General features: G+C 57.5%; 21 protein-coding genes and 3 pseudogenes. 13 read left to right on the top strand and 11 right to left on the bottom strand.

Translation table 11 applies throughout. The features are described 5' to 3' along the window. Positions 1-461 precede the first annotated feature (461 nt). Genes GDN47_RS31400 through GDN47_RS31390 form a run of 3 tightly spaced genes read left to right on the top strand, consistent with a single transcriptional unit; the run spans position 462 to position 3,666 of the window. The gene (locus GDN47_RS31400) at positions 462-953 is read left to right on the top strand and encodes a winged helix-turn-helix transcriptional regulator (protein WP_233788753.1); all 492 of its coding nucleotides are present in this window, start codon (positions 462-464) and stop codon (positions 951-953) included. Between the two features lie 25 nt (positions 954-978). After that, the gene (locus GDN47_RS31395) at positions 979-2,067 is read left to right on the top strand and encodes an HlyD family secretion protein (protein ID WP_113408947.1); all 1,089 of its coding nucleotides are present in this window, start codon (positions 979-981) and stop codon (positions 2,065-2,067) included. Between the two features lie 12 nt (positions 2,068-2,079). Beyond that, on the top strand, positions 2,080-3,666 hold the full coding sequence (locus tag GDN47_RS31390; RefSeq protein WP_233788752.1) for a DHA2 family efflux MFS transporter permease subunit: 1,587 nt from the start codon (positions 2,080-2,082) through the stop codon (positions 3,664-3,666). 130 nt (positions 3,667-3,796) lie between these two features. On the opposite strand, the gene GDN47_RS31385 is transcribed toward GDN47_RS31390, so the two are convergent. The 4 genes from GDN47_RS31385 to GDN47_RS31370 form a co-directional block, all read right to left on the bottom strand. Then, positions 3,797-4,072: a PilZ domain-containing protein gene (locus GDN47_RS31385; protein ID WP_152095025.1), complete on the bottom strand. Its 276-nt coding sequence runs from the start codon at positions 4,070-4,072 to the stop codon at positions 3,797-3,799. A gap of 117 nt (positions 4,073-4,189) precedes the next feature. After that, entirely contained in the window at positions 4,190-4,663 is a 474-nt protein-coding gene (locus tag GDN47_RS31380) for a chemotaxis protein CheW (protein ID WP_152095024.1), read from the bottom strand. Beyond that, positions 4,663-6,447, bottom strand: coding sequence for a methyl-accepting chemotaxis protein (locus GDN47_RS31375; protein ID WP_152095027.1), 1,785 nt, complete (start codon positions 6,445-6,447; stop codon positions 4,663-4,665). The genes GDN47_RS31380 and GDN47_RS31375 overlap by 1 nt, the downstream gene beginning before the upstream one ends. Before the next feature lie 310 nt (positions 6,448-6,757). Then, positions 6,758-7,489, bottom strand: a complete 732-nt coding sequence (locus GDN47_RS31370) for a helix-turn-helix transcriptional regulator (RefSeq protein ID WP_152095023.1) — start codon at positions 7,487-7,489, stop codon at positions 6,758-6,760. Positions 7,490-8,053: 564 nt separating this feature from the next. Here GDN47_RS31370 and GDN47_RS32535 point away from each other — a divergent pair. The 5 genes and pseudogenes from GDN47_RS32535 to GDN47_RS32530 form a co-directional block, all read left to right on the top strand. Next, a pseudogene (locus tag GDN47_RS32535) lies at positions 8,054-8,448 on the top strand (tyrosine-type recombinase/integrase); the annotation flags it as partial. Between the two features lie 76 nt (positions 8,449-8,524). Further along, a complete protein-coding gene (locus GDN47_RS31360) occupies positions 8,525-9,691 on the top strand; it encodes an ATP-binding protein (protein WP_152095022.1) in 1,167 nt (388 codons plus the stop codon). A 78-nt stretch (positions 9,692-9,769) separates the two neighbouring features. Then, positions 9,770-10,533 (top strand): IS5 family transposase gene (locus tag GDN47_RS31355; RefSeq protein ID WP_152095021.1). Its coding sequence is split into 2 segments (ribosomal slippage): positions 9,770-10,097 and positions 10,097-10,533, totalling 765 coding nucleotides; the frame shifts between segments, so codons are not numbered across the junction. Between the two features lie 29 nt (positions 10,534-10,562). Beyond that, a pseudogene (locus tag GDN47_RS31350) lies at positions 10,563-10,991 on the top strand (substrate binding domain-containing protein); the annotation flags it as partial. Positions 10,992-11,327: 336 nt separating this feature from the next. Continuing rightward, positions 11,328-11,541 (top strand): annotated as a pseudogene (locus GDN47_RS32530) (hypothetical protein); the annotation flags it as partial. Positions 11,542-11,626: 85 nt separating this feature from the next. Here GDN47_RS32530 and xth read toward each other — a convergent pair. From xth to GDN47_RS31320, 5 genes are all read right to left on the bottom strand, one after another. Then, entirely contained in the window at positions 11,627-12,427 is an 801-nt protein-coding gene (gene xth, locus GDN47_RS31340; protein ID WP_152095019.1) for an exodeoxyribonuclease III, read from the bottom strand. Then, positions 12,424-12,603, bottom strand: a complete 180-nt coding sequence (locus GDN47_RS31335; RefSeq protein WP_152095018.1) for a DUF3606 domain-containing protein — start codon at positions 12,601-12,603, stop codon at positions 12,424-12,426. The genes xth and GDN47_RS31335 overlap by 4 nt, the downstream gene beginning before the upstream one ends. Before the next feature lie 194 nt (positions 12,604-12,797). After that, complete coding sequence (locus GDN47_RS31330) at positions 12,798-13,202, bottom strand: GFA family protein (protein ID WP_113353606.1); 405 nt, start codon at positions 13,200-13,202, stop codon at positions 12,798-12,800. Positions 13,203-13,498: 296 nt separating this feature from the next. Next, the gene (locus GDN47_RS31325) at positions 13,499-13,978 is read right to left on the bottom strand and encodes a GNAT family N-acetyltransferase (protein WP_152095017.1); all 480 of its coding nucleotides are present in this window, start codon (positions 13,976-13,978) and stop codon (positions 13,499-13,501) included. A gap of 28 nt (positions 13,979-14,006) precedes the next feature. Beyond that, positions 14,007-14,951 (bottom strand): DMT family transporter, encoded by a 945-nt coding sequence (locus GDN47_RS31320; RefSeq protein WP_145324672.1) that lies wholly within the window; start codon positions 14,949-14,951, stop codon positions 14,007-14,009. An 88-nt stretch (positions 14,952-15,039) separates the two neighbouring features. Here GDN47_RS31320 and GDN47_RS31315 point away from each other — a divergent pair, with 88 nt between their 5' ends. From GDN47_RS31315 to GDN47_RS31300, 4 genes are all read left to right on the top strand, one after another. Next, positions 15,040-15,660, top strand: coding sequence for a CGNR zinc finger domain-containing protein (locus GDN47_RS31315; protein WP_233790224.1), 621 nt, complete (start codon positions 15,040-15,042; stop codon positions 15,658-15,660). A 49-nt stretch (positions 15,661-15,709) separates the two neighbouring features. Continuing rightward, complete coding sequence (arr, locus tag GDN47_RS31310) at positions 15,710-16,126, top strand: NAD(+)--rifampin ADP-ribosyltransferase (RefSeq protein ID WP_113353603.1); 417 nt, start codon at positions 15,710-15,712, stop codon at positions 16,124-16,126. A gap of 51 nt (positions 16,127-16,177) precedes the next feature. Next, a complete protein-coding gene (locus GDN47_RS32800; protein ID WP_352231215.1) occupies positions 16,178-16,525 on the top strand; it encodes a VOC family protein in 348 nt (115 codons plus the stop codon). A 102-nt stretch (positions 16,526-16,627) separates the two neighbouring features. Then, positions 16,628-17,095 (top strand): hypothetical protein, encoded by a 468-nt coding sequence (locus tag GDN47_RS31300; protein WP_152095016.1) that lies wholly within the window; start codon positions 16,628-16,630, stop codon positions 17,093-17,095. A 29-nt stretch (positions 17,096-17,124) separates the two neighbouring features. Here the strand turns inward: GDN47_RS31300 and GDN47_RS31295 are convergent, their stop codons facing one another. Both GDN47_RS31295 and GDN47_RS31290 read right to left on the bottom strand, forming a co-directional pair. Next, a complete protein-coding gene (locus GDN47_RS31295) occupies positions 17,125-17,703 on the bottom strand; it encodes a response regulator (RefSeq protein ID WP_152095015.1) in 579 nt (192 codons plus the stop codon). Positions 17,704-18,137: 434 nt separating this feature from the next. Then, positions 18,138-18,602 carry a hypothetical protein gene (locus GDN47_RS31290; RefSeq protein WP_233790223.1) on the bottom strand — a complete coding sequence of 155 codons (465 nt, stop codon included), beginning with the start codon at positions 18,600-18,602 and terminating at the stop codon, positions 18,138-18,140. Positions 18,603-18,861: 259 nt separating this feature from the next. Here GDN47_RS31290 and GDN47_RS31285 point away from each other — a divergent pair, with 259 nt between their 5' ends. After that, positions 18,862-19,077: a hypothetical protein gene (locus GDN47_RS31285; RefSeq protein WP_113353600.1), complete on the top strand. Its 216-nt coding sequence runs from the start codon at positions 18,862-18,864 to the stop codon at positions 19,075-19,077. Positions 19,078-19,284: the final 207 nt, after the last annotated feature.

Raw genomic sequence — 19,284 nt, 5'->3', positions numbered from 1 at the left:
GGCGCTTGAAATTCCCAGCCGCCAATCGAATCCGCCATCACGAGGTAAGAGCCCGGCGATCACGTTTTTATCCCGGCTCAAAGCGTCGCTCACTCGAGCTGCCGATCAGCACTATGAGTCTGACTTTGCCGCTTTAATCCCCCTCCGTTTATCCTGACTTAATGAGCCAGCTGCTCCTTAGAAGGCGTTTCCAACGCGCTGATCATATAATGATTCAGCCATTCTTGATGGTCCGGCCGAGGAAGTCGCGCGTCAGCAAAGCAATTTCGTTCAAGTGCTCTTCCAACGCGAGGTGCCCGGTATCGAAAAGACGGATCTCCGCCTCGGGCAGGAAGTCCCGGTCGGCCCGCTTGTGATACTCGACTTGCAAACTGCAATCGGTCGGCCTATAGTGACTTTCATCATGAAAGCTATGCGGTGTCCTCATGCAGAAAAAAAGCTTCAAATCTATGCAGTGCCCCGTGGCACAAAGTCTGGATCGCATCGGCGAGTGGTGGAGTATCCTGATTCTTCGAGATGCCATGCGCGGCGTTGCGCGATTTGACGATTTCCAGAAGAACCTTGGCATTGGCACCGCTACGCTCACACGTCGGCTCGACAGCCTCGTGGAGGCCGGTCTCCTCGAAAAGCAAATGTACCAGGAACGGCCACGGCGTTTCGAATATGTGCTCACCGCGTGCGGGGAGGATTTCCGCCCGGTGCTCTGGTCGTTAATCGCTTGGGGTAATAGGCACTTCGCCCCGGAAGGGCCAAGCCTTGTCATCGTCGACACGCAGACCGGGGCCTGGGCCGATCCCATACTCGTTGACCGGGAAACCAGGGAGCCGATCGCAAAGCCGAAATATGAAGTGGCTGCAGGCCCGAATGCCCGCGAGCCATTAACCTCGCGCTATCGCCTGAAATCCGAAGGCCCAGGATCCACGCTGATCCGAATCCCTCCGGTCATCAACTAATCGCATAGGCACGGAGATAACGGCCATGAATCAGGTCGTCAGTGAAGCAGACATCAAGCAGGGCGCAGTGTCCCTCAAGCAGAAGCGGAGTTCAAAGAAGGCGGTTGCGCTGCTGGCGGGGATCGCGATAGTCGCGGCCGCCGGCTGGTACGCCAATTACTGGTGGCAGACAGGCCGCTGGCAGCAGACAACGGACGATGCCTATATCGGCGGCAACACAACAACGCTTTCGCCGCGTGTCTCCGGCCATGTGCAGGAAGTGCTCGTCGAGGACAACCAGCTGGTGAAGGCGGGTCAGCTGCTGGTTAAGCTCGACCCCAGCACCTACAAGACCGCACTAGATCGCGCCGAGGCACAAGTGCGCCAGCAGCAGGCGAGCCTCGACAACCTGCATGCGCAGCTGACACTGCAGGCCTCCCTCGTCAAGCAGGCCGAGGCCGATCTTACCGCCAAGAAGGCTGCGTCCGATTTCGCCAGTGTCGATGCCGAGCGTTACCGCAATCTCGCAAATCAGAGTACCGGCACGGAACAGAACGCCCAGAAGGCATTGATGGCGGATGCTCAGGCAAAGGCCGCAGTGGACGCGTCCGGCGCAGGTCTGGCGGCTGCTCGTCAGCAGATCGACGTTTTGGGCACCCAGATCGAGCAAGCCGAATCTGCGCTGGAGGGTGCGCGGCTGGATGCAGAAACGGCGCGTCTCAATCTCGGCTACACGGAAATCCGCTCGCCGATCGACGGCTATGTCGGAAACCGCGCCGCGCAGGTTGGCGCCTTTGTCTCTGATGGCAGCTATCTACTCAGCGTGATCCCGGCCAAGGGACTATGGGTTGATGCGAACTTCAAGGAAGACCAGCTGGGCGTGATCAAGGTCGGCCAGACGGTTGATGTCGTCACCGATATCTATCCCGGGCATGCACTACAGGGCCGCGTCAGCAGCATTGCGCCGGCGACGGGGGCGACCTTCAGCGTCATCCCACCGGAAAACGCGACCGGCAACTTTACAAAGATCGTCCAGCGCGTGCCTGTTCGCATCGCCTTGAATGACGACGCTTCGCAGGCTCGGACGTTGCGTCCGGGCCTTTCGACGACTGTTACGGTCGATACGCACCCCTGATTGGAGCCGGTCGTGACAACAGCCACCGCATCGACGTCCGCTCAGTCTGAAACCAGCTGGGTCCGGAGCCTCCTGCCCTTCGTGGTGATGTGCTTCGGCATGTTCATCGCGCTTCTCGACATCCAGATCGTCGCCTCGTCGCTACAGGATATCGGCGGCGGCCTCTCAGCATCCCAGGACGAGATCAGCTGGGTGCAGACCGCCTATTTGATCGCCGAAATCTGCGTCATCCCGCTCTCCGGCTGGCTGACCCGTGTCTTCTCCACGCGCTGGCTGTTCACCATATCGGCAGCCGGTTTCACGCTCAGCAGCATGCTGTGCGGGATCGCCTGGAACATCGAGAGCATGATCATGTTTCGGGCGCTACAGGGCCTGCTCGGTGCCTCGATGATACCGACGGTATTCACCTCGTCGTTCCATTATTTCCAGGGACCGCGGCGCGTCTATTCCGCCGCCGTCATCGGAACGATCGCCTCGGTCGCACCGACGCTCGGACCTGTAATCGGCGGCTGGATCACTGATACGTGGAATTGGCATTGGCTCTTTTATGTCAATATCGTCCCCGGCCTTATCATTACGATATTGGTGCCGCTCCTGGTTAAGATCGATGAGCCTGATCTGAAGCTCCTGAGGGACGCCGATTATCCTGGCATCATCCTGATGGCGATCTCGCTCGGCACGCTCGAATATGTGCTCGAAGAAGGTACACGCGCCAACTGGTTTGATGACAGCACGATCCGTAACACAACCTCAATCGCGGCCGTCGCCGGCGTCCTTTTCTTCATCCGCAGTCTGACCTTTTCGCGGCCTGTCGTGGACCTCAGAGCCTTCGGCAATCGCAACTTTGCAATCGGCTGTTTGCTGTCCTTCGTCACAGGCATCGGCATCTTCTCGACGATTTATTTGACTCCCCTATTTCTCGGCTATGTCCGCGGCTTCGATGCTTGGCAGACCGGCGTTGCCGTCTTCTCGACCGGTGCGGCTTCGACACTCGGTGTCCCAGTCTATATATTCCTTGCCAAGCGTTTCGATACGCGCTGGTTGATGATGTTTGGCCTGGCATCCTTTGGCGCTGCGATGTGGGGCTTCAGCTATATCACCCATGACTGGGGCGGCGACGAGCTCTTCTGGCCTCAGGTCTTTCGTGGCTTTCCGCAAGTCTTCGCGGTTGCCCCTGCCGTCACTCTCGGGCTCGGGAGCCTACCACCGGAGCGGCTCAAATATGCAAGCGGGCTCTTCAACATGATGCGCAATCTCGGCGGCGCCGTCGGCATCGCCGTCTGCGCAGCGATCATCAACGATCGCACCAACATGCATTTCACCGCGATCGCCTCCAATCTGACCCCTGCTAATGGCGCCATGGAACGTCTGGTCGGGGGCGTTGCCAGCCGCTATGGCGAGATGCCGGGCAGCCTCGACGACGGCCATATCGCCGCATTGAAGCAGCTCTTTAAGCTCGCTTATCGCGAAGCCTCGACCATGGCATATGCGGATGCCTTCGAGGTCATCATGATCGCTTTCGTCATTGCAACCGCTCTCGTTCCCCTGATGAAGAACGTCACACCGCCCAAGGGCGCTTCGCAACCCACTGGACATTGAGGGCTGCGACCGGCGCGGCAGCTTGATTTCAATCGCAATCCCTTCGCATGGCTCCAGTCGAACAACGTGACATCGCCTGTATCTGTCGTCGGCGCTAATGTGGTCAAATCTGTCAATGAATAGCTGCCGATCAGGCTTCGCCGACAAACTCGATTCCGATATCCGTCAGTTTTCGCCAGCGAACAGCGCAGTTTTTCCGGGTGTCATCTTCGAACGCAAGCTCGAAACTGTCCGGGATACCTGCAGTACTTGGCATAACTAATTTCGCCCCGTTTGTGGAAAGGTTCCTCACGGCGCAATCTCGGGTCAGCGAGCCATTGCCGTAGAAAATCCGAGCTCCTTTAAGAGCACGCGTTCTGGCAAATTTTCGGCGTTCACTCATCGGTTCCCCATCGGAGCCAGACATGGTCCAATATACTCCCTTCAGCCAGTCATACGATAAGGTTCGTCCTTGAAGGACGAACAAATGATTGCGGTGTTAAGGGAGCAGGAGACAGGCGTGAACGCCGCCGCTGCGAACGATCTATGCTGCTATATTCTCATCCCCCGGTGCGAACATGTTCGTCAAATGAAGGAAGCAAATCATTCCCGATGGGTGCGTGATGATCCCTTCGCAACAGGATCGATCGACGGAGCCGATGATGTCCGGCGGCGGCTGAAGTTGATCCGCGGTGACGGAGAGCATGTCGGTCACCCTGTCCACAACAAGTCCCATCGGCTTTCCGTGCACCTCCACCACCACGATCGCACTGCGCTCGGTCGTTTCGCCTGAGCGCATCCCGAGTTTGCGGGCCAGATCGATCGTCGGGATGACTGTTCCGCGTAAATTGATCACACCGAGAACTTCATCGGACGTGTGTGGCAGTGGCGTCGAGGCTGCCCATCCGCGGATTTCGCGAACGGACGTCGTCTCAATGCAGAATGTCTGCTCGCCGAGCTGGAATGCAATGATGTCCAGCGTCGTTTGACCGTTCAGATTGGTGCTCAAGCCCGTCATCAGAATTCCTCCCAGCTGTCGCCGCCCTTAATGGCGGCGTTTCCCTGGAACGCATGCGCGACCTTGGCTGTCATCTGACGCACCGGATTGCCAGCCGGTCGAGATGTGGCAGATGCAGCCCTCGGGGTCGAACGCTGGGATTGCACCCCGCCGATATTGAATTGAGACAGAAGTTGGAACAGGGCGTCAGCCTCCTTGGCGAGACCGTGGGCGGCTGCAGATGTCTCCTCGACCATAGCAGCGTTCTGTTGTGTGCCCTGGTCCATCGTGTTGACAGCCGTATTGATTTCTTTCAGACCTGTCGCTTGCTCGCGGGAGGCGTCTACGATCGCCCCGACGTTGCTGTCGACATGGACAACCTGCCCGACGATTTCCTCCAAAGCCTTGCCGGTTTCGCCGACGAGAGCAACACCGTTCTTGACATGACCGTTGGACGTCCCGATCAGATCCTTGATCTCCTTCGCGGCCTTGGCAGAGCGTTGAGCAAGCTCACGAACCTCTTGTGCGACAACCGCAAAGCCCTTGCCGGCGTCGCCGGCGCGAGCGGCTTCAACGCCCGCATTCAAGGCCAGCAGATTTGTCTGGAACGCGATCTCGTCGATCACACCAATGATATTGGCGATCTCCGATGCTGAGGCTTCGATCTTACCCATCGCCTCAACCGCCTGTCGAACCACGAGGCCGGAGCGCTCGGCATTCTCCTTCGTCCTGCGCACGAGTTGGCCAGCTTCCTGAGCCCGGTTGCTCGAGCCAGATACGGTAGTAGTGATCTCCTCGAGAGCGGCGGCCGTCTCCTCGACGGAAGCAGCCTGCTGCTCGGTGCGGCGGGAGAGATCATCTGAGGCGGTTCGGATTTCCTGCGAGGCGGCGGCAATGGCCGCGGCATTCTGTGATACCGTTTCCATGGCCGAGCGGAGTTTGGAGGCAGCGCTGTTGAAATCCAACCGGAGCTTCTCCAGCGTCGGCAAGAAGGGCGTGCTGAGCTGCTGGGTAAGATCGCCGTCTGCAAGTGCTTGTAGAGCGGATGCGAGCTGGTCGACGTTTTCGACGCGTTTCGTGACATCAGTCGCGAACTTGACGACCTTGAAGACCTTGCCGTTCATGTCAAAGATTGGGTTGTACGAGGCTTGGATGTAGACCTTCTTTCCGCCCTTGCCTAGGCGCATGAACTCATCGGCAACAAACTCTCCTCCCGCCAACCGGGTCCAGAATTTGCGATATTCGTCGCTGTTGGTGTAGGCGGATTCGCAGAAGATCGAGTGGTGCTTTCCCTTGATTTCCGACAGCTGGTATCCGAGAGTGCTGAGAAAGTTCTCGTTGGCCGTCAGAATTTCGCCCGCAGGTGTGAACTCAATTACGGCCTGAGCCCGCGACAGCGCATCCAGTTTTCCGGCATCCTCGGCACTCTTCAGTTTTTGGGTCGTAATGTCAGTTGCAAACTTGACGACCTTGTAGGGCTTACCGCCCTTGAAGACCGGGTTGTAGGAGCCCTCGATCCAGATTTCCTTGCCGCCCTTGCCGATGCGCTTGTATTGACGCTGGTCAAACTTGCCAGCAGCCAGATCGCTCCAGAACTGGCGGTATTCGGCGCTCGAGGCCTCGGCTGGATCGACAAACATCCGATGATGCTGGCCCACGATTTCGCTCAGCTCATAACCGAGCGCCGCGCAAAAGTTCGCATTGGCGGACAGGATTTTTCCCGTGAGATCGAACTCGATGATCGCTTGCGACTTGCTCATTGCGGCGAGCACGGCCCTGGCATCGGACGAGAAACCCAAAGACATAATACCCAAGATGCGCTCCATGTCTGCCGAGGGCTCATGTCCGCCGATTAGGTTCTGTTGGACTTAGAGGCCGCGGCTTTCGGTTACAGGTCAGCCGGCTGATCGATATGGTGACAACCCTTCCTCCCGGCCCCCCTATTTTTAGGGTCAAACACCCAACGAAAGCTTAATTTCGGTGGGCGCGCATGAGCATTCGCTCAACAGGTGTACATTCTGCTCAAGTCCAACCCCCTCAAGGTTGCAAAGCGCGTTCGAAGGCCGCCTCGCTGAGGCAGCGAACGCGATCACACCACTTCCGTCGAATCGTAAGCTAGGAAATTAGCCCGCGTCGGATCGCCTCAGCGATCGCGTGAACGCGATTGTCCGCACCGAGCTTCCGGATCGCGGCCTTCATGTAGCTATTGACGGTATCAGGTGTATAACCGCTCGCTGCGGCGATCTCGTCCGTCGTCTTGCCGAGGCTTGCAAATCTTAGGCACCTGATCTCGCCCTCGATCAGTTTCAGGGCCTGTGCCGAGAACTTGTCCATGATAGGTCGGGTCAGCACACGGTGGGTGATCTCGGCGATTTCGCTCAGAAACTGGATTTCGGCCCCCGAGAAAGGCGACGTACGAGAGAACGTGACGGCGCCGAACACCACGTTGCCGCGTCGGATCGGGAAGAGCGTACGATTGGGCACACCGAAGGTCCTGGCAAGGTATTGGAGCCTTTGAGGAGGAGGTGTTTTGGCATAGACTTCCTCCTCAACAATAACCTTTGCAGCCGACATCGATGCCATCACGAACGGATCGGATTTCAGGAGGTCATCGCCATAATAGGCGTCGAGAAAGGCTGGCGGGACATCCGTGTCGATCGAGTGTCCGCTCCCGAATCGGTAGCCATCGAGGTCAAGGCCTGACACTGCGAAGAAATCAAACGAGACGGCTCCGCGCAGCTTCTCAATAAATGGATGCGAAACAACCCGGCGACGGGTGGGCAGCGATCTTAGATCGGGAGCCTCATCTAAAGGATTGCTGAGAGCAAGGGCGCGGGAAAATGGCAATCTCAATCTCCAACCAGTACAGACATCAGGTTCTGGAGGTTAACTATTAAATATGTGTAAATTCGCAACCCTAAGCTTTACCCGGTTCAGCGTCTACGACTATACGCAGAGGCCAGGGTAACTCATCCGCAGGCAGAAAATCAACGCGCAGCCGCTGATCTGAATCGTGTACGCTCTTTAAATGTGAAGAAGGTCTCCATTCAGCGCGAGTTCGATCAGGCCAGGAGCACCGCAAGTATTATCGCAGCAAACCTAAATCGGTCCGAGGCGGAGCGCGAAACCCGCGTCAGGCACTTCTATCGACAGAGGTTCACACCAGACAGTTCGACGCCGATTCTCACGATAAATCTTTGTAATTCCTGACATTGGCAGGGTCATTTTATAATTCTGAATTACACCCTAACTAACGCTCTTGATGGGAGTCGAACCGACGACCCTGTGGTTACAAAGTGTTTCACTCCTCAAATTTTCCAAAGGCATGTATCGACTTTGCCTCGATAGAATGTCCGACCCGCGGGCCTGCGGCCTCCACCGGCGAACTGCAACGACGTGCGATCGCGGTTTCTCGGCCGCACCAAGACGACAACGGCGGACGACCGCACGCACGTCGTCGTTTTGATCGGCCGGCCGATCGAAGCGCTGAAGCGGTGGATCGAGGAAGCCAGAATCGATACCGGACCGGTGTTCCGCCGCATCGACCAATGGGGCAATATCGATCGGCCGGCGCTGACGCCGCAGTCGGTCAATCTGATCCTGAAGACGCGGTGCAGCCAGGCCGGTTTGGATCCGGAGCTCTTTGGCGCATGGACTGCGATCCGGATATCTGACCAGGGCGGCCAATCGCGGCATCCCTTTGAAGGAGGCATGCAGCAATCCCTGCACAAGCCGTGGCGCAGGCGGCGAGCTATTATAACAACGCGGAGCGAAAGAACGGACGGGCGGCGCGTTTGTTTTTGTAGCGCTACGTCCGGATTCTCGAGAGACGCGCGCTATTTTCTCCTTGCAATTCGGGAGTTTCATTCCATAAATGCAAGGATGATTAACCGTCGAATATCATCCGAACTGAACGAACTCCTCGATACGCGCCCAGCTGTCGCGCTCATCGGGCCGCGTCAGGTCGGAAAAACGACGTTGGCACTCTCCATAGCCGACCATCGGCCTTCGATCTATCTCGACCTGGAATCGGATGCTGATCGTGCCAAGCTCGCCGAACCGGAACTATATCTCAGCCAACATAGTGACAAGCTCGTCATATTGGACGAGGTTCACCGGCTTCCTAATCTTTTCCAGAATTTGCGCGGACTTATCGACCGCGGCCGTCGAAGTGGTAGAAAAGCGGCGCAGTTCCTGCTGCTTGGGTCAGCATCCATTGACTTATTGAAACAGTCGGGTGAGACGCTCGCTGGCCGTATAGCCTATCTTGAAATGGGCCCCGTTAACGGCATCGAAGTACCAGCTGACGAACTAAATACGCTATGGCTACGAGGGGGTTTCCCAGACAGTCTACTCGCTCAAACCGATCGCGCAAGCCAGCGATGGCGGCAGGACTTTATTCGTACGTATCTGGAGCGAGATATTCCTTTCCTCGGTCCTCGTATTCCTGCGGAGACATTGCGGCGCTTCTGGACCATGCTCGCGCATCATCAGTCCGGACTTCTGAACGCCGCAGAGTTTGCACGTGCGCTTGGCGTCGATGGCAAGACCGTTGCCTCCTATCTCGACCTGCTGGTTGATCTGCTGCTCGTACGACGTCTGGAGCCTTGGCATGCAAATGTTGGAAAGCGTCTCGTAAAATCGCCTCGGGTTTATGTTCGCGACAGTGGCATCACCCACACTCTCTTGGGGCTGACCACTCAGGAGGATCTGCTCGGCCATCCGGTCGCCGGTGCAAGTTGGGAAGGTTTCGTTATCGAGACGCTGATTGCTGCAGCACCGGCCGGAACACAGAGTAGTTTCTATCGGACATCCGCCGGCGCCGAAATCGATCTGCTCCTCACGCCACCGGGCAATCGTCCGTGGGCCATCGAAATCAAGCGTAGTCTGTCGCCTAGACTCGAAAAGGGCTTCTATCTTGCGTGCGAGGATTTGAATCCGCTGCGACGGATCGTCGTCTACCCCGGACAGGAGATCTTCCCCATGAAGCAAGACGTGGAAGCAATGCCGGTATCTGCGTTAGGGGCAGCCTTGGCCGAACTCGGCTAGGCTGTGGTGACGAATTAAGGGTTTGGGATTCCCAATTAGGAGCAAATCAGATTCAAGGCTGACTTTTGGAGGTCGGTCATGGATATCGATAGGCTCAGTGCGGAACAGTGGTCTCGGATCGAGCCGTTTGTGCCAGGCGGGCGCAAGGGGCGCCGGGGTCCACGCTCCAACAACAGACGGTTCGTCGAGGCGCTAGTCTGGATGGCTCGCTCTGGTGGACGTTGGCGTGATTTGCCCGAACGCTATGGCGACTACCAGACCGTCAAGCGGCGCTATTACCGCTGGATCGAGATGGGTGTCCTCGAAAGTTTGTTCGAGGCGTTAGCGCGAGAAGCGGACCTTGACTGGGTCTCGATCGATTCCACCTCCACACGTGCCCAGCCTCAAGCCGCTGGCGCCCGGCGAAAAAGGGGGGAGCGGACGCCCAGGGCCTTGGCCGCTCACGCGGCGGGCTAGGCACCAAGATCCACGCCGTCGTCGATGCTTTGGGGCTACCGGTGCGCTTCGTCCTTGCACCGGGACACCGTGGCGATGTGATTTATGGCAAGCAATTGCTCCATGCCCTCAACCCCGGCCACGTCATCGCAGACAGAGCCTATGATGCCGAACACTTCCACGACACCATTCTGGACGCTGGTGCCACCCCCGTCATTCCGCCGCGGCCGGAGCGCCGCCGCCCGCACCGCTGCGACTGGCGGCTTTATAAAGAGCGCAACCTCATCGAACGCTTCTTTGCAAAGCTCAAGCAGTTCCGCCGTGTTGCCACCCGATACGACAAGTTGCTCGCCAATTTCAGAGGCTTCGTCATCATCGCTGCCATAATCATTGGCTGCGATAGTTAAATCGTCACTACTGCCTAGAGGATTCGAGCCTTACGGCCCGCAAGCTCGGCCATGCCGTATTCGGCCTGTTCGCCAGCCCCGCCTATCTGGCACGGATGGGGCACCCCGAAAATCTCACCGACCTCGCGCGCCATGACATAGTCGACAAGGGCGGATTACCTGGACCTAAAAGCTGGAAGGTCGACGGACCGGGTGGCGCCGTCGAGGTCGACGTGGCGCCTCGGCTGTCGGTGAACGACCCCGCCGCGCTACGTATCGCACTTTTAGGCGGAGCGGGCATCGGTTGGTTACCGAGTTTCCTTGCGGCTCATGATGTCGACAATGGTCACCTCATTCGGCTCTTTCCCTATCACCACCGCGACAAGGCCGACATTCATGCCTTGTTTCGTGCGCGCAGAAGTCTCGCTCTCAACGTCAAGGTGTTTGTGGACTATCTGGTGGAGCATTTCCTAGTTTGAGTGCGATCTACGACATTCAGGCGGATGCCTTTTCCAAATCTGGCGCGATAACGAACGGGAAAGCCTAAAAGCGGCGACAGCGAGCGTCATGGGCGCGGCCTCGATTGGGATGATGCGGAACTCGCATTGTGTTGATCCGATTTCGTTCTTCCCAGCAATGTCCCTCCGGGGTCAATGGGAGACAGCTCCCCGCCCGCTCGAACAGTTGGCCTGCATAATGTCTTCCGGCCGATGGTCGCGCTGCGCGACATGACGGTCTGCGGTCAACTGACGTCCGATAGCACCAGCTCTTCAAGGGATCGGAACCGACGACCCGACTTTCTCTGTCGCATACATGATATCTACGCCTTTGATTTTCATCGGCTATCGCTGCGGGCGACCACGGATCCCAGTGACTCGTGAAGCCAAATTTATGATAAGGCCATGCCTGTCCTGCTGCAGACGAAGGAAGAAACTGACATCTGGATGCGAGCGTCATGGGGCGAAGCAAAGCAACTCACTCGACCACCTTCCGAACGATGCGCTGATCATTCTGGCGCGTAAGCCCTAAGGATCATCGATCGTTTCGAAGTCTGGCGAGCCGGGTGGAGCAAGACATTCCGCTGTGACCCGCCGGTCCTTAACTTGCGCTTCGTTCACTTCGCCTTCCGCTTCCTCAGCGGTTCATCCTTCAGTTCGATCCAGACGGGGGCGTGGTCGCTCGTGTGCTCCCAGCCGCGGACATGCTTGTCGACCTCCGCCTTCGTCAATCTTGCCGCCGCCTCGGAACTCAGCAGGAAATGATCGATCCGTAGCCCGGCGTCGCGGGCATAGGCGTTACGAAAATAATCCCAGAAGGTGTAGATGTGTTCGCCCGGATGCAGGTGGCGCAGAGCATCCGTCCAACCTTGGTCGACAAGGTTCTTGTAGGCCTCCCGGACTTCCACGCGAAACAATGCGTCGTCCGTCCAGCGTTCCGGCTTGTAGACGTCGATCTCCGTCGGCATGACGTTATAGTCGCCGGCGAGCACGACCGGAACTTCCAGTTCGAGCAGCTCGGCCGCATAGTCCTCCAGTCTCTTGAACCAGCGGAGCTTGTAGTCGAATTTCGGCCCAGGATACGGATTGCCGTTCGGGAGATAGAGCCCGCCGATGACGATCCCGTCAACGATGGCCTCGATGTAGCGGCTGTGCGCGTCTTCCGGATCGCCGGGCAGACCTTTTCTGGTGAGGTGAGGTTCCTGGCCCTTGGCAAGGATCGCGACGCCGTTCCATGACTTCTGTCCCTGCCAGACGGCACCATAGCCGGCGGCCTCGATGGCTTTGATCGGAAACTTCTCCTGCGGCGCCTTCAACTCCTGCAGACAGACGACGTCCGGCTCGGCCTCTTCAAGCCATCGGAGAAGAACCTCGAGCCGGCCGTTGACGCCGTTGACATTGTAGGTCGCGAGCTTCACGGCCTAGTCTCGGCCGATTCCCGCCTCGACCTTCGGGAATTCCCGGCGCTCTTCACGGCCTTCTTCACCGTGTCCTTTGACACGCCTTCCTTCTTCGCCTCGTAACGGACTTCATGATCCTGCCCGGCTGCGACCTTGGCTCGATCCTGTGCTCTGCCTCGCGACGTGGTTGCCATTGTTCGTGCTCCTTATGGTTTCGGCCACCGGAAAACGGACGCCGATTCAAGAAGTTCCATACTCGTATGGTGCGGGAGATCCCTCAAATGAGCGCAGCATCAGGAAGCCGCTGGGCACCCGTTGACGCACCAACCTCGTCGCTTTTCTCTCTAAGGCAAGGTGAGAAGCGCTCGGTTCATATTGACAGAGACGCTCAATCCCCCGCTCGACCCGGAAGTCCTGTCAGATCCTGAGCCCATCCCAACGCGGACGAGCACCAGAGCTGCGAGCGGGGCTTCAGCTCCTGGCGCTGGTTCACCGTTCCCAGTCTAATCCCAACTCGCTCGGCATCTTCATCCTCTCCGGTCGTATAGATGGGCGATCCACAATCAGCACAGAAGAATTGCTGCCGGCGGCGACCGTTGTCGGCGGTCTTGACGTAAAGTCTGGGCGCGCCGGACGTAATCTGGAAGTGATCGCGTTGTGTGCTGACCGTCACTCGGTAAGCGGTTCCCGTCAATCTCTGGCAGTCGGTACAATGGCAGATCGACACGTCTTGCGGGTCGACCTCGGCTTCATAAGTGATTTTTTCGCATTGGCATGCGCCATCGATATGCATGTCAGCTCTCCCTCCATTTTCACTATTTCGGACATAGAGGCTGCCCCTCACAAGTCGACATCCACTTCTGCCACTCTTGTGCCCCAACAGCAGCGTCTCCATTCCTGAACCTGTGTCGAACCACTAATTTCGCACGGTCGGACGGCTAAGCATTTCGCTCAGCTCACTGTTTGCCGCATCGGAAAGGTACGGTCAAAACATGCTGGCGACCTGTCTTAATCCCCAGTTCAGATGTTCTTGTCTTAAATGACTGGGCTGATCGCTTCGCGCGCTGATCAATCTTGCTGGCAATTACATCAAGCTTCGGAACTTGTTTCGCCGAACGTGAGACGCATTTCCGTGGCAGGCTTGAAACCAAGAGACGCATAAACCGGCTGGCCGGCTTCCGAAGCATGCAGCACGACAGCAGTACAGCCGACCGACCTGAGATGTTCGACGGCAAGCTGTGTCAGCAGGCGCGAAATACCCTGGCGGCGGTACGCAGGCTCTACGAAGACGCTCCATATATAGCCGCGCTTGTGCACATCTTGCCGAAGGACGTCCGGATAGGGGGAGAGATGAACTTGGCACGAGACGGACCCAGCAGCGGTCGCGCCGTCCAACGCGATGAATGTAGCAAGCTCGCGGCTCTGCCTACCCTCTTCGATGAAACGATGGACCTTCAACCGGGCATCGAAACAGATGTGATCCGGCGGAGTGCCGTAACTGTTCCAGATTGCCAGGTAATGCGTGATAAGGATATCATCATGCTCTGGCGTCGCCTCTAGGTATTCCATTGTTCGGCCTTTCTGTTGTGCCCCAACGTCAGCTTTCGACCGGCGAACGTCTGGCGGTCGGCGCCTCGACCATGGCGAGATAGGCGCCGGTCAGCATGACGATGATGCCAATGACATCGGAAACGGTAACCTGTTCAGAAAAGAACAGCGCGCCGAGCACAACGGCAATCACGGGAGATACGAAGGCATAGCTGCCCGCACGGGAGGCGCCGATATCCCGCAACAGCCGCATGTACGTCGTATACCCGACCAGCGAACCAAAGATCACAAGGAAGAACCAAGCCGTCCAGGCGCTCGTGCCCCAGTTTCCTGAAACAGCGGCCACAGCACCCGGCTCGAATATCAGTGCAGCGACCATCAGCGCGATGCCACCGACCAGCGTCGTGATACCGGCAACGAAAACCGCTGGATAGGATCGCAGCAACGGTCGCGCCAGCACCGAGCCGTAGCCATAGGTAAACGCCGCCGACGAGACCGCCAACCCGCCCCATAGGCTCGCACCATCGAATGCTTCCGATTTCGATCCGCTTCCGCCTGCCGCCGACGGCCAGAACAGAACCACCAATCCTGATACGCCGAGCGCGATTGCCAGGATCCGCCTGACGTCGAGCCTTTCCTCCCGTAACAACAAGGCGAAACACAAAAGAGCGATGGGTGTCAGCGACATCTCCAGAACCGCGGCCGTGCCGGTGTCGATATACTGCATGCCCCAGAACAGCGGCCCGTAGCACAGAGTGATCATCAATATGCTGACGGCGATGAAGCGTATGCCATCTTCGATCTTCAAGCCTGCAGCCTCGCCCTTGATCCAGCCATAAACAAGCAGCAACAACCCCGCCGCGGTGAAGCGCATTGCCGCAAAAAGCAACGGTGGAACGGCTTCGATGCCGGCCTTGCTCGCGATCCACGTGCTGCCCCAGATGACGCATAGCGTCAGAAAGCGGAGCTGATTCCTGTTCAAACGATAGGCCATGGGGTTTCCAATTCATGTAACGGATAAATATGCCATAGACCGTTACAACTAGCTCTTGCCCAAATCGTTCCGCGATCCGATATTCCCTATGATGACAAGACAGAAAAACATTGGCGAGATCAGCCTGCTCGGCGGCCACCCCGCACTCGACTTCGTCAACACGGTCGATAGCCGTGGCGAGCGATGGGGTCCGGAGTTCTTGAACAGCTACAGCGACCTGGTTTCCTGGGCTGGGCGCCTCGAGGTCATTGATGACGAAGAGCAACGCACCCTGCTTTCGCTGGCGACAAAGTCGCCTTCTGAAGCGGAGAGGGAGTTATTCCGTGCCAGGGAGCTGCGAGAGACCCTCCATCGAATTTTTTTGACCGAAGCTGGCGACGAGCCGGTTCGCATGAAAGACCTTGAGCTGCTCGACCAGGTCGCAAGGCGCGCGCAGGCGCAGCGCAGATTGGTCAACGTCGGTGAGGCGATCGAATGGCTGCAATCGCCCGCGGACCATCTGGACGCAATTTCAACTCGCGTCGGCTGGCTGGCCGCGGATTTGCTGACATCGCGACGGAATCGCCGCCCGATCCGGGCATGCGAAGGTCCGAACTGCGGTTGGCTTTTCCTCGACCACTCACGTAATGGTCATCGGCGCTGGTGCTCTGACAGGACGTGTGGATCACATGCCAGGGTGCGGAAGTTCCGGGCCGTGCGAGCTGAGTAAATGACGCGGCCACGGACAGCAAGGTTCACGCGCAAAAGGAGATAGGGCCATGTCGGTAGCTGCAACGACCTTTTCACAATCGTTTTTTCACGGTACCCGCGCCGATCTGCGGCCCGGGGACATGATCGCCGCCGGATACCCGTCCAATTTCGCCGCCGACACGCAGTTATCATGGGTATACTTCACAGGCACAATGGATGCGGCGATTTGGGGTGCTGAATTGGCTGCGGGTGAAAAACCAGGACGCATCTATGTCGTCGAGCCGACCGGCGCCTGGTTCGATGATCCGAACGTGACCGACAAGAAATTTCCGGGAAACCCAACTCTCTCCTATCGATCGAGGGACCCGTTGCGGGTGATCGGAGAGGTCGTGAACTGGCAAGGTCATACGGCGGAACAGATCCGTCAGATGAAAGACGGGTTGGCGCGCTTAACGGCCGAAGGTGCTAACGTCATTATCGATTGACCGCTGTGGGATCGACGGTATTTCAGCGGCCGGTCGATCCCTTCCATTTCCATGCTTGCGGGGATGTCCGGCCTCGACATGATCATTGGAGCCGCGAACAGCACAGGTCTCAGGAGCGCCGAAAAAGAAGAACCAGAAGCAAGGCCCAGGGAAATATCCGCCCTCGATCATCTCGTCATCAACGTCACCAACGTAGAAGCGTCCGCCGCATGGTATGTGGAGGTCCTGGGGATGAAAAGGCTGGAGTACGGAACTGATCGAGATCGTCCTCGAACAGCTCTCTTGTTCGGCTCCGTGCTGATTGACACCTTGAACCCCGTTCCGAGTTCCTTGACTTCCATCTGGAATAAATCGACGACGCCGGGGACAACTTTGCCGTCAGCAAGCTCTTTCAGATAAGCATGTCTGGGCGGTTGGCGCTTTCCGAACCTTGCCCCGAACTCCGGCTTTTGCCGCGGCTTCGATCGCTGCTACCCCGGGACACCCCTTTGCCTACGCGCAATGCGCTATCAGACTATCACGCAAGGAACCTTCGCCTCTTCTGCAGGTTCCTCTTATGCAATCATAAAAAATGCGGTGGTACTGGGCATGGTCAAAATGGCAGGGCTCGAGACCGACCTGCTATCGTTATGCAGCACGTGCACAAGTTTGGGAATCGAACGCGCAGCGGGAACAATGATGGAACGGCTGAAGCGTCTTACGCAGGGAAAGTTGTCGCAAAGCGAACTCACAATGCTAAAAGGAATATTCGAAATTGTAACGACACAAAGCTGGTTTGATGACACCGAATATAGCCGGGAAGGTTTCGCCGTCGGTTTGGTCGGATTATTTCGATACGGAATCGTCAAGCCCAACCAATTACAGAAAATTGCAATGTTATGGGCATACACCGAATTCTCCAAGGATATGCCCAACGCCCAACGGCTCAAGTTGAAATCGCTCCATAGCGGATGTAGCGTCCCGGAGTAGCGCTCCGCGATCGAGCTTGGGACGCCAAACTAACTTTGCGCAAGACGCGACGCTATTACTTCCCAGTTGGCAGGCTTGGTGAAAATCGGCGTCGAACGGAAAAATGCTGGTAAGGACCGATCATCGTAACCTGTAACAAACGCAAACGGTATGTGCTTCATTTTCAGAAAAGCCGCCACGGGGAAAATTGTCTGTCCACGCAGATTGATGTCAAGAAGCGCCGCATCGAGACTGGCCCCGGCGCCTTCGATGGCCTCGAATGCATCCTTAACGGTGCTAACCGGGCCGACAATTTCCGCCCCCATTCGAGCCAGGGTATCGGCGGCGTCCACCGCAATGATTTCCTCGTCTTCAACGATAAGGAAACGGCACCCGCCGACAGCCTTGTTCGAGAAGCGCTCCTTAGCCGCGGTCAGGCAAAGTGCTTCCAGTTTGCCGCGAATGACCACACCTTTGCGGTACATCCGCACGACATATCGAGCGAATTCGTCGCGCTTCTCGGCGTGCCCGGTGAACCACGGTTCGGAGCTCACCCGCTCAAATACGTCCCCGACGATCTTGAGATCTTGCGAGCCTAAAATGTCACGTGACAAATCACGAAATACCACTCGCGCGTTTCCTTATATCTGAGGCATTCACGCCCAAGTACAGTTTCATGTCTCACTTCATGAATCAACGCTAAAATAAGAGTCATCTGAACTTTGTGTCGTCATACGGCATTTTATCGTGCCCAATATAGCAAACCAATCTTGGCTGGCACATCTTGGCCTCGCGTCGCGCCGGCGCGGACATGTCCTTAGTCTGGAAATCATCATCCAATTCTGCTCCCTCTCGTTGTCCATTCGACGCGTGGCGAAAAAAGATCGGTGGAAGCAGGCAAATAGGGCCGGGCTTACGAAGCGTACAAGACGACGCCGTTTTCAATGTTCGCAGAGGCGCTCAAGCTTGAAAACAGATGCGCTCGTCGCCCATGAAGTGTCACAAAGACAAAGCCCGCGCGAGGCGGGCTGAGCATTGCTTTGGCTACGTACGAGCGTCGGGCTTATTCGTCCGCTTTGGTCTTGCCTGCCTTTGGACCGACCTTCGCCCGTGGGACCTTGGCGGGAGCGGACTTGGCCGTCTTGGACTGCGCCTTTGCGGCGTTCAAAACCGCGGCGCGGCGGGCGCGATTTTCCTCAAGCGCTTCCTGGAAATCGAGATCATGCTCAGCATGCTGGGCGAGATCATCGAGAAACTCGGCGACTTGTCCTACGGTTTCGACGACAACGTAGCTCAACCCGTTGCCGGTGCTGAGCGCGTCGCGGCCAACGCTCACGCCAAAACCGCCTGGGACTCGCTGAAACCATGTGGACCGCCATTTCCTGAAGCCGGCAGGATCACGCTCATACTCTTCCAGATAGTTCTTCTGCTCGGCGACCCGGAGACGAAACGTCTCGACGACGTTCCGTGCACCTGCCTTGGGTTTGTCCGCCTTCCTGGCGGACCATTTCTCAATAAAATTCGTCACAACCATATGCTCCATGGTTTTGAGATGCAGTGTCGAAAGACCCTGCATCTCCCAACGGGACCAGCCTAGTCCATCATCCATGGCAGTGACAGATCAATCATTCGCACCCGCATCCTTGAATTTTGCGGATTGGCTCGTCCGCAAAGTGATCACGACAGCATTCTTCTCCGAAATTCGACTTTCCCGGTTGCTGGCGGAGGCTTTTGCTATATCTCCTCCGAGAGGGTGAATGCGCCCGTCGCCACGAAGGAGGAGCTGCATGCCAGGAAAAGGATGGGTGATCGGCTTCGCGGATCAGTCGAAGCGGCAGTGTCGTGAGCAGCTCCGGCAAAACATCGCCAGAGCAGTCGATGAGCTCCTCGAAGACGGGTGGGAGCCCGAGTGCATAGCAGAATCCCTGCTGGAACTCGCGGATGATTATATGGACACCGTCATCGGTGGCGCGGTCCACACCGCAACACGGCGAACCCATTAGGGTCGTCGTGACGTCGATTAGCAGTGGGTATCCACGATCCGGCAGCGCTGGGCGCTTCTCTTGAGGCATTTGACGCTTTAGATTTGTGCGACCGTTTTCGTTAGATGGCCCATGACGTCTCAGCTGGACATGTTTTCGGAGAATGCGCAGGCCGTTCGCAAAGCGTCGGCACCCAGCCTGCGCGTCCGGCAGGCCGGATCATCGCCC

The organism is Martinezella dioscoreae, from assembly GCF_009176305.1.
Lineage (GTDB): Bacteria > Pseudomonadota > Alphaproteobacteria > Rhizobiales > Rhizobiaceae > Rhizobium > Rhizobium dioscoreae.
This window is presented reverse-complemented; position numbering and strand designations above follow the sequence as displayed.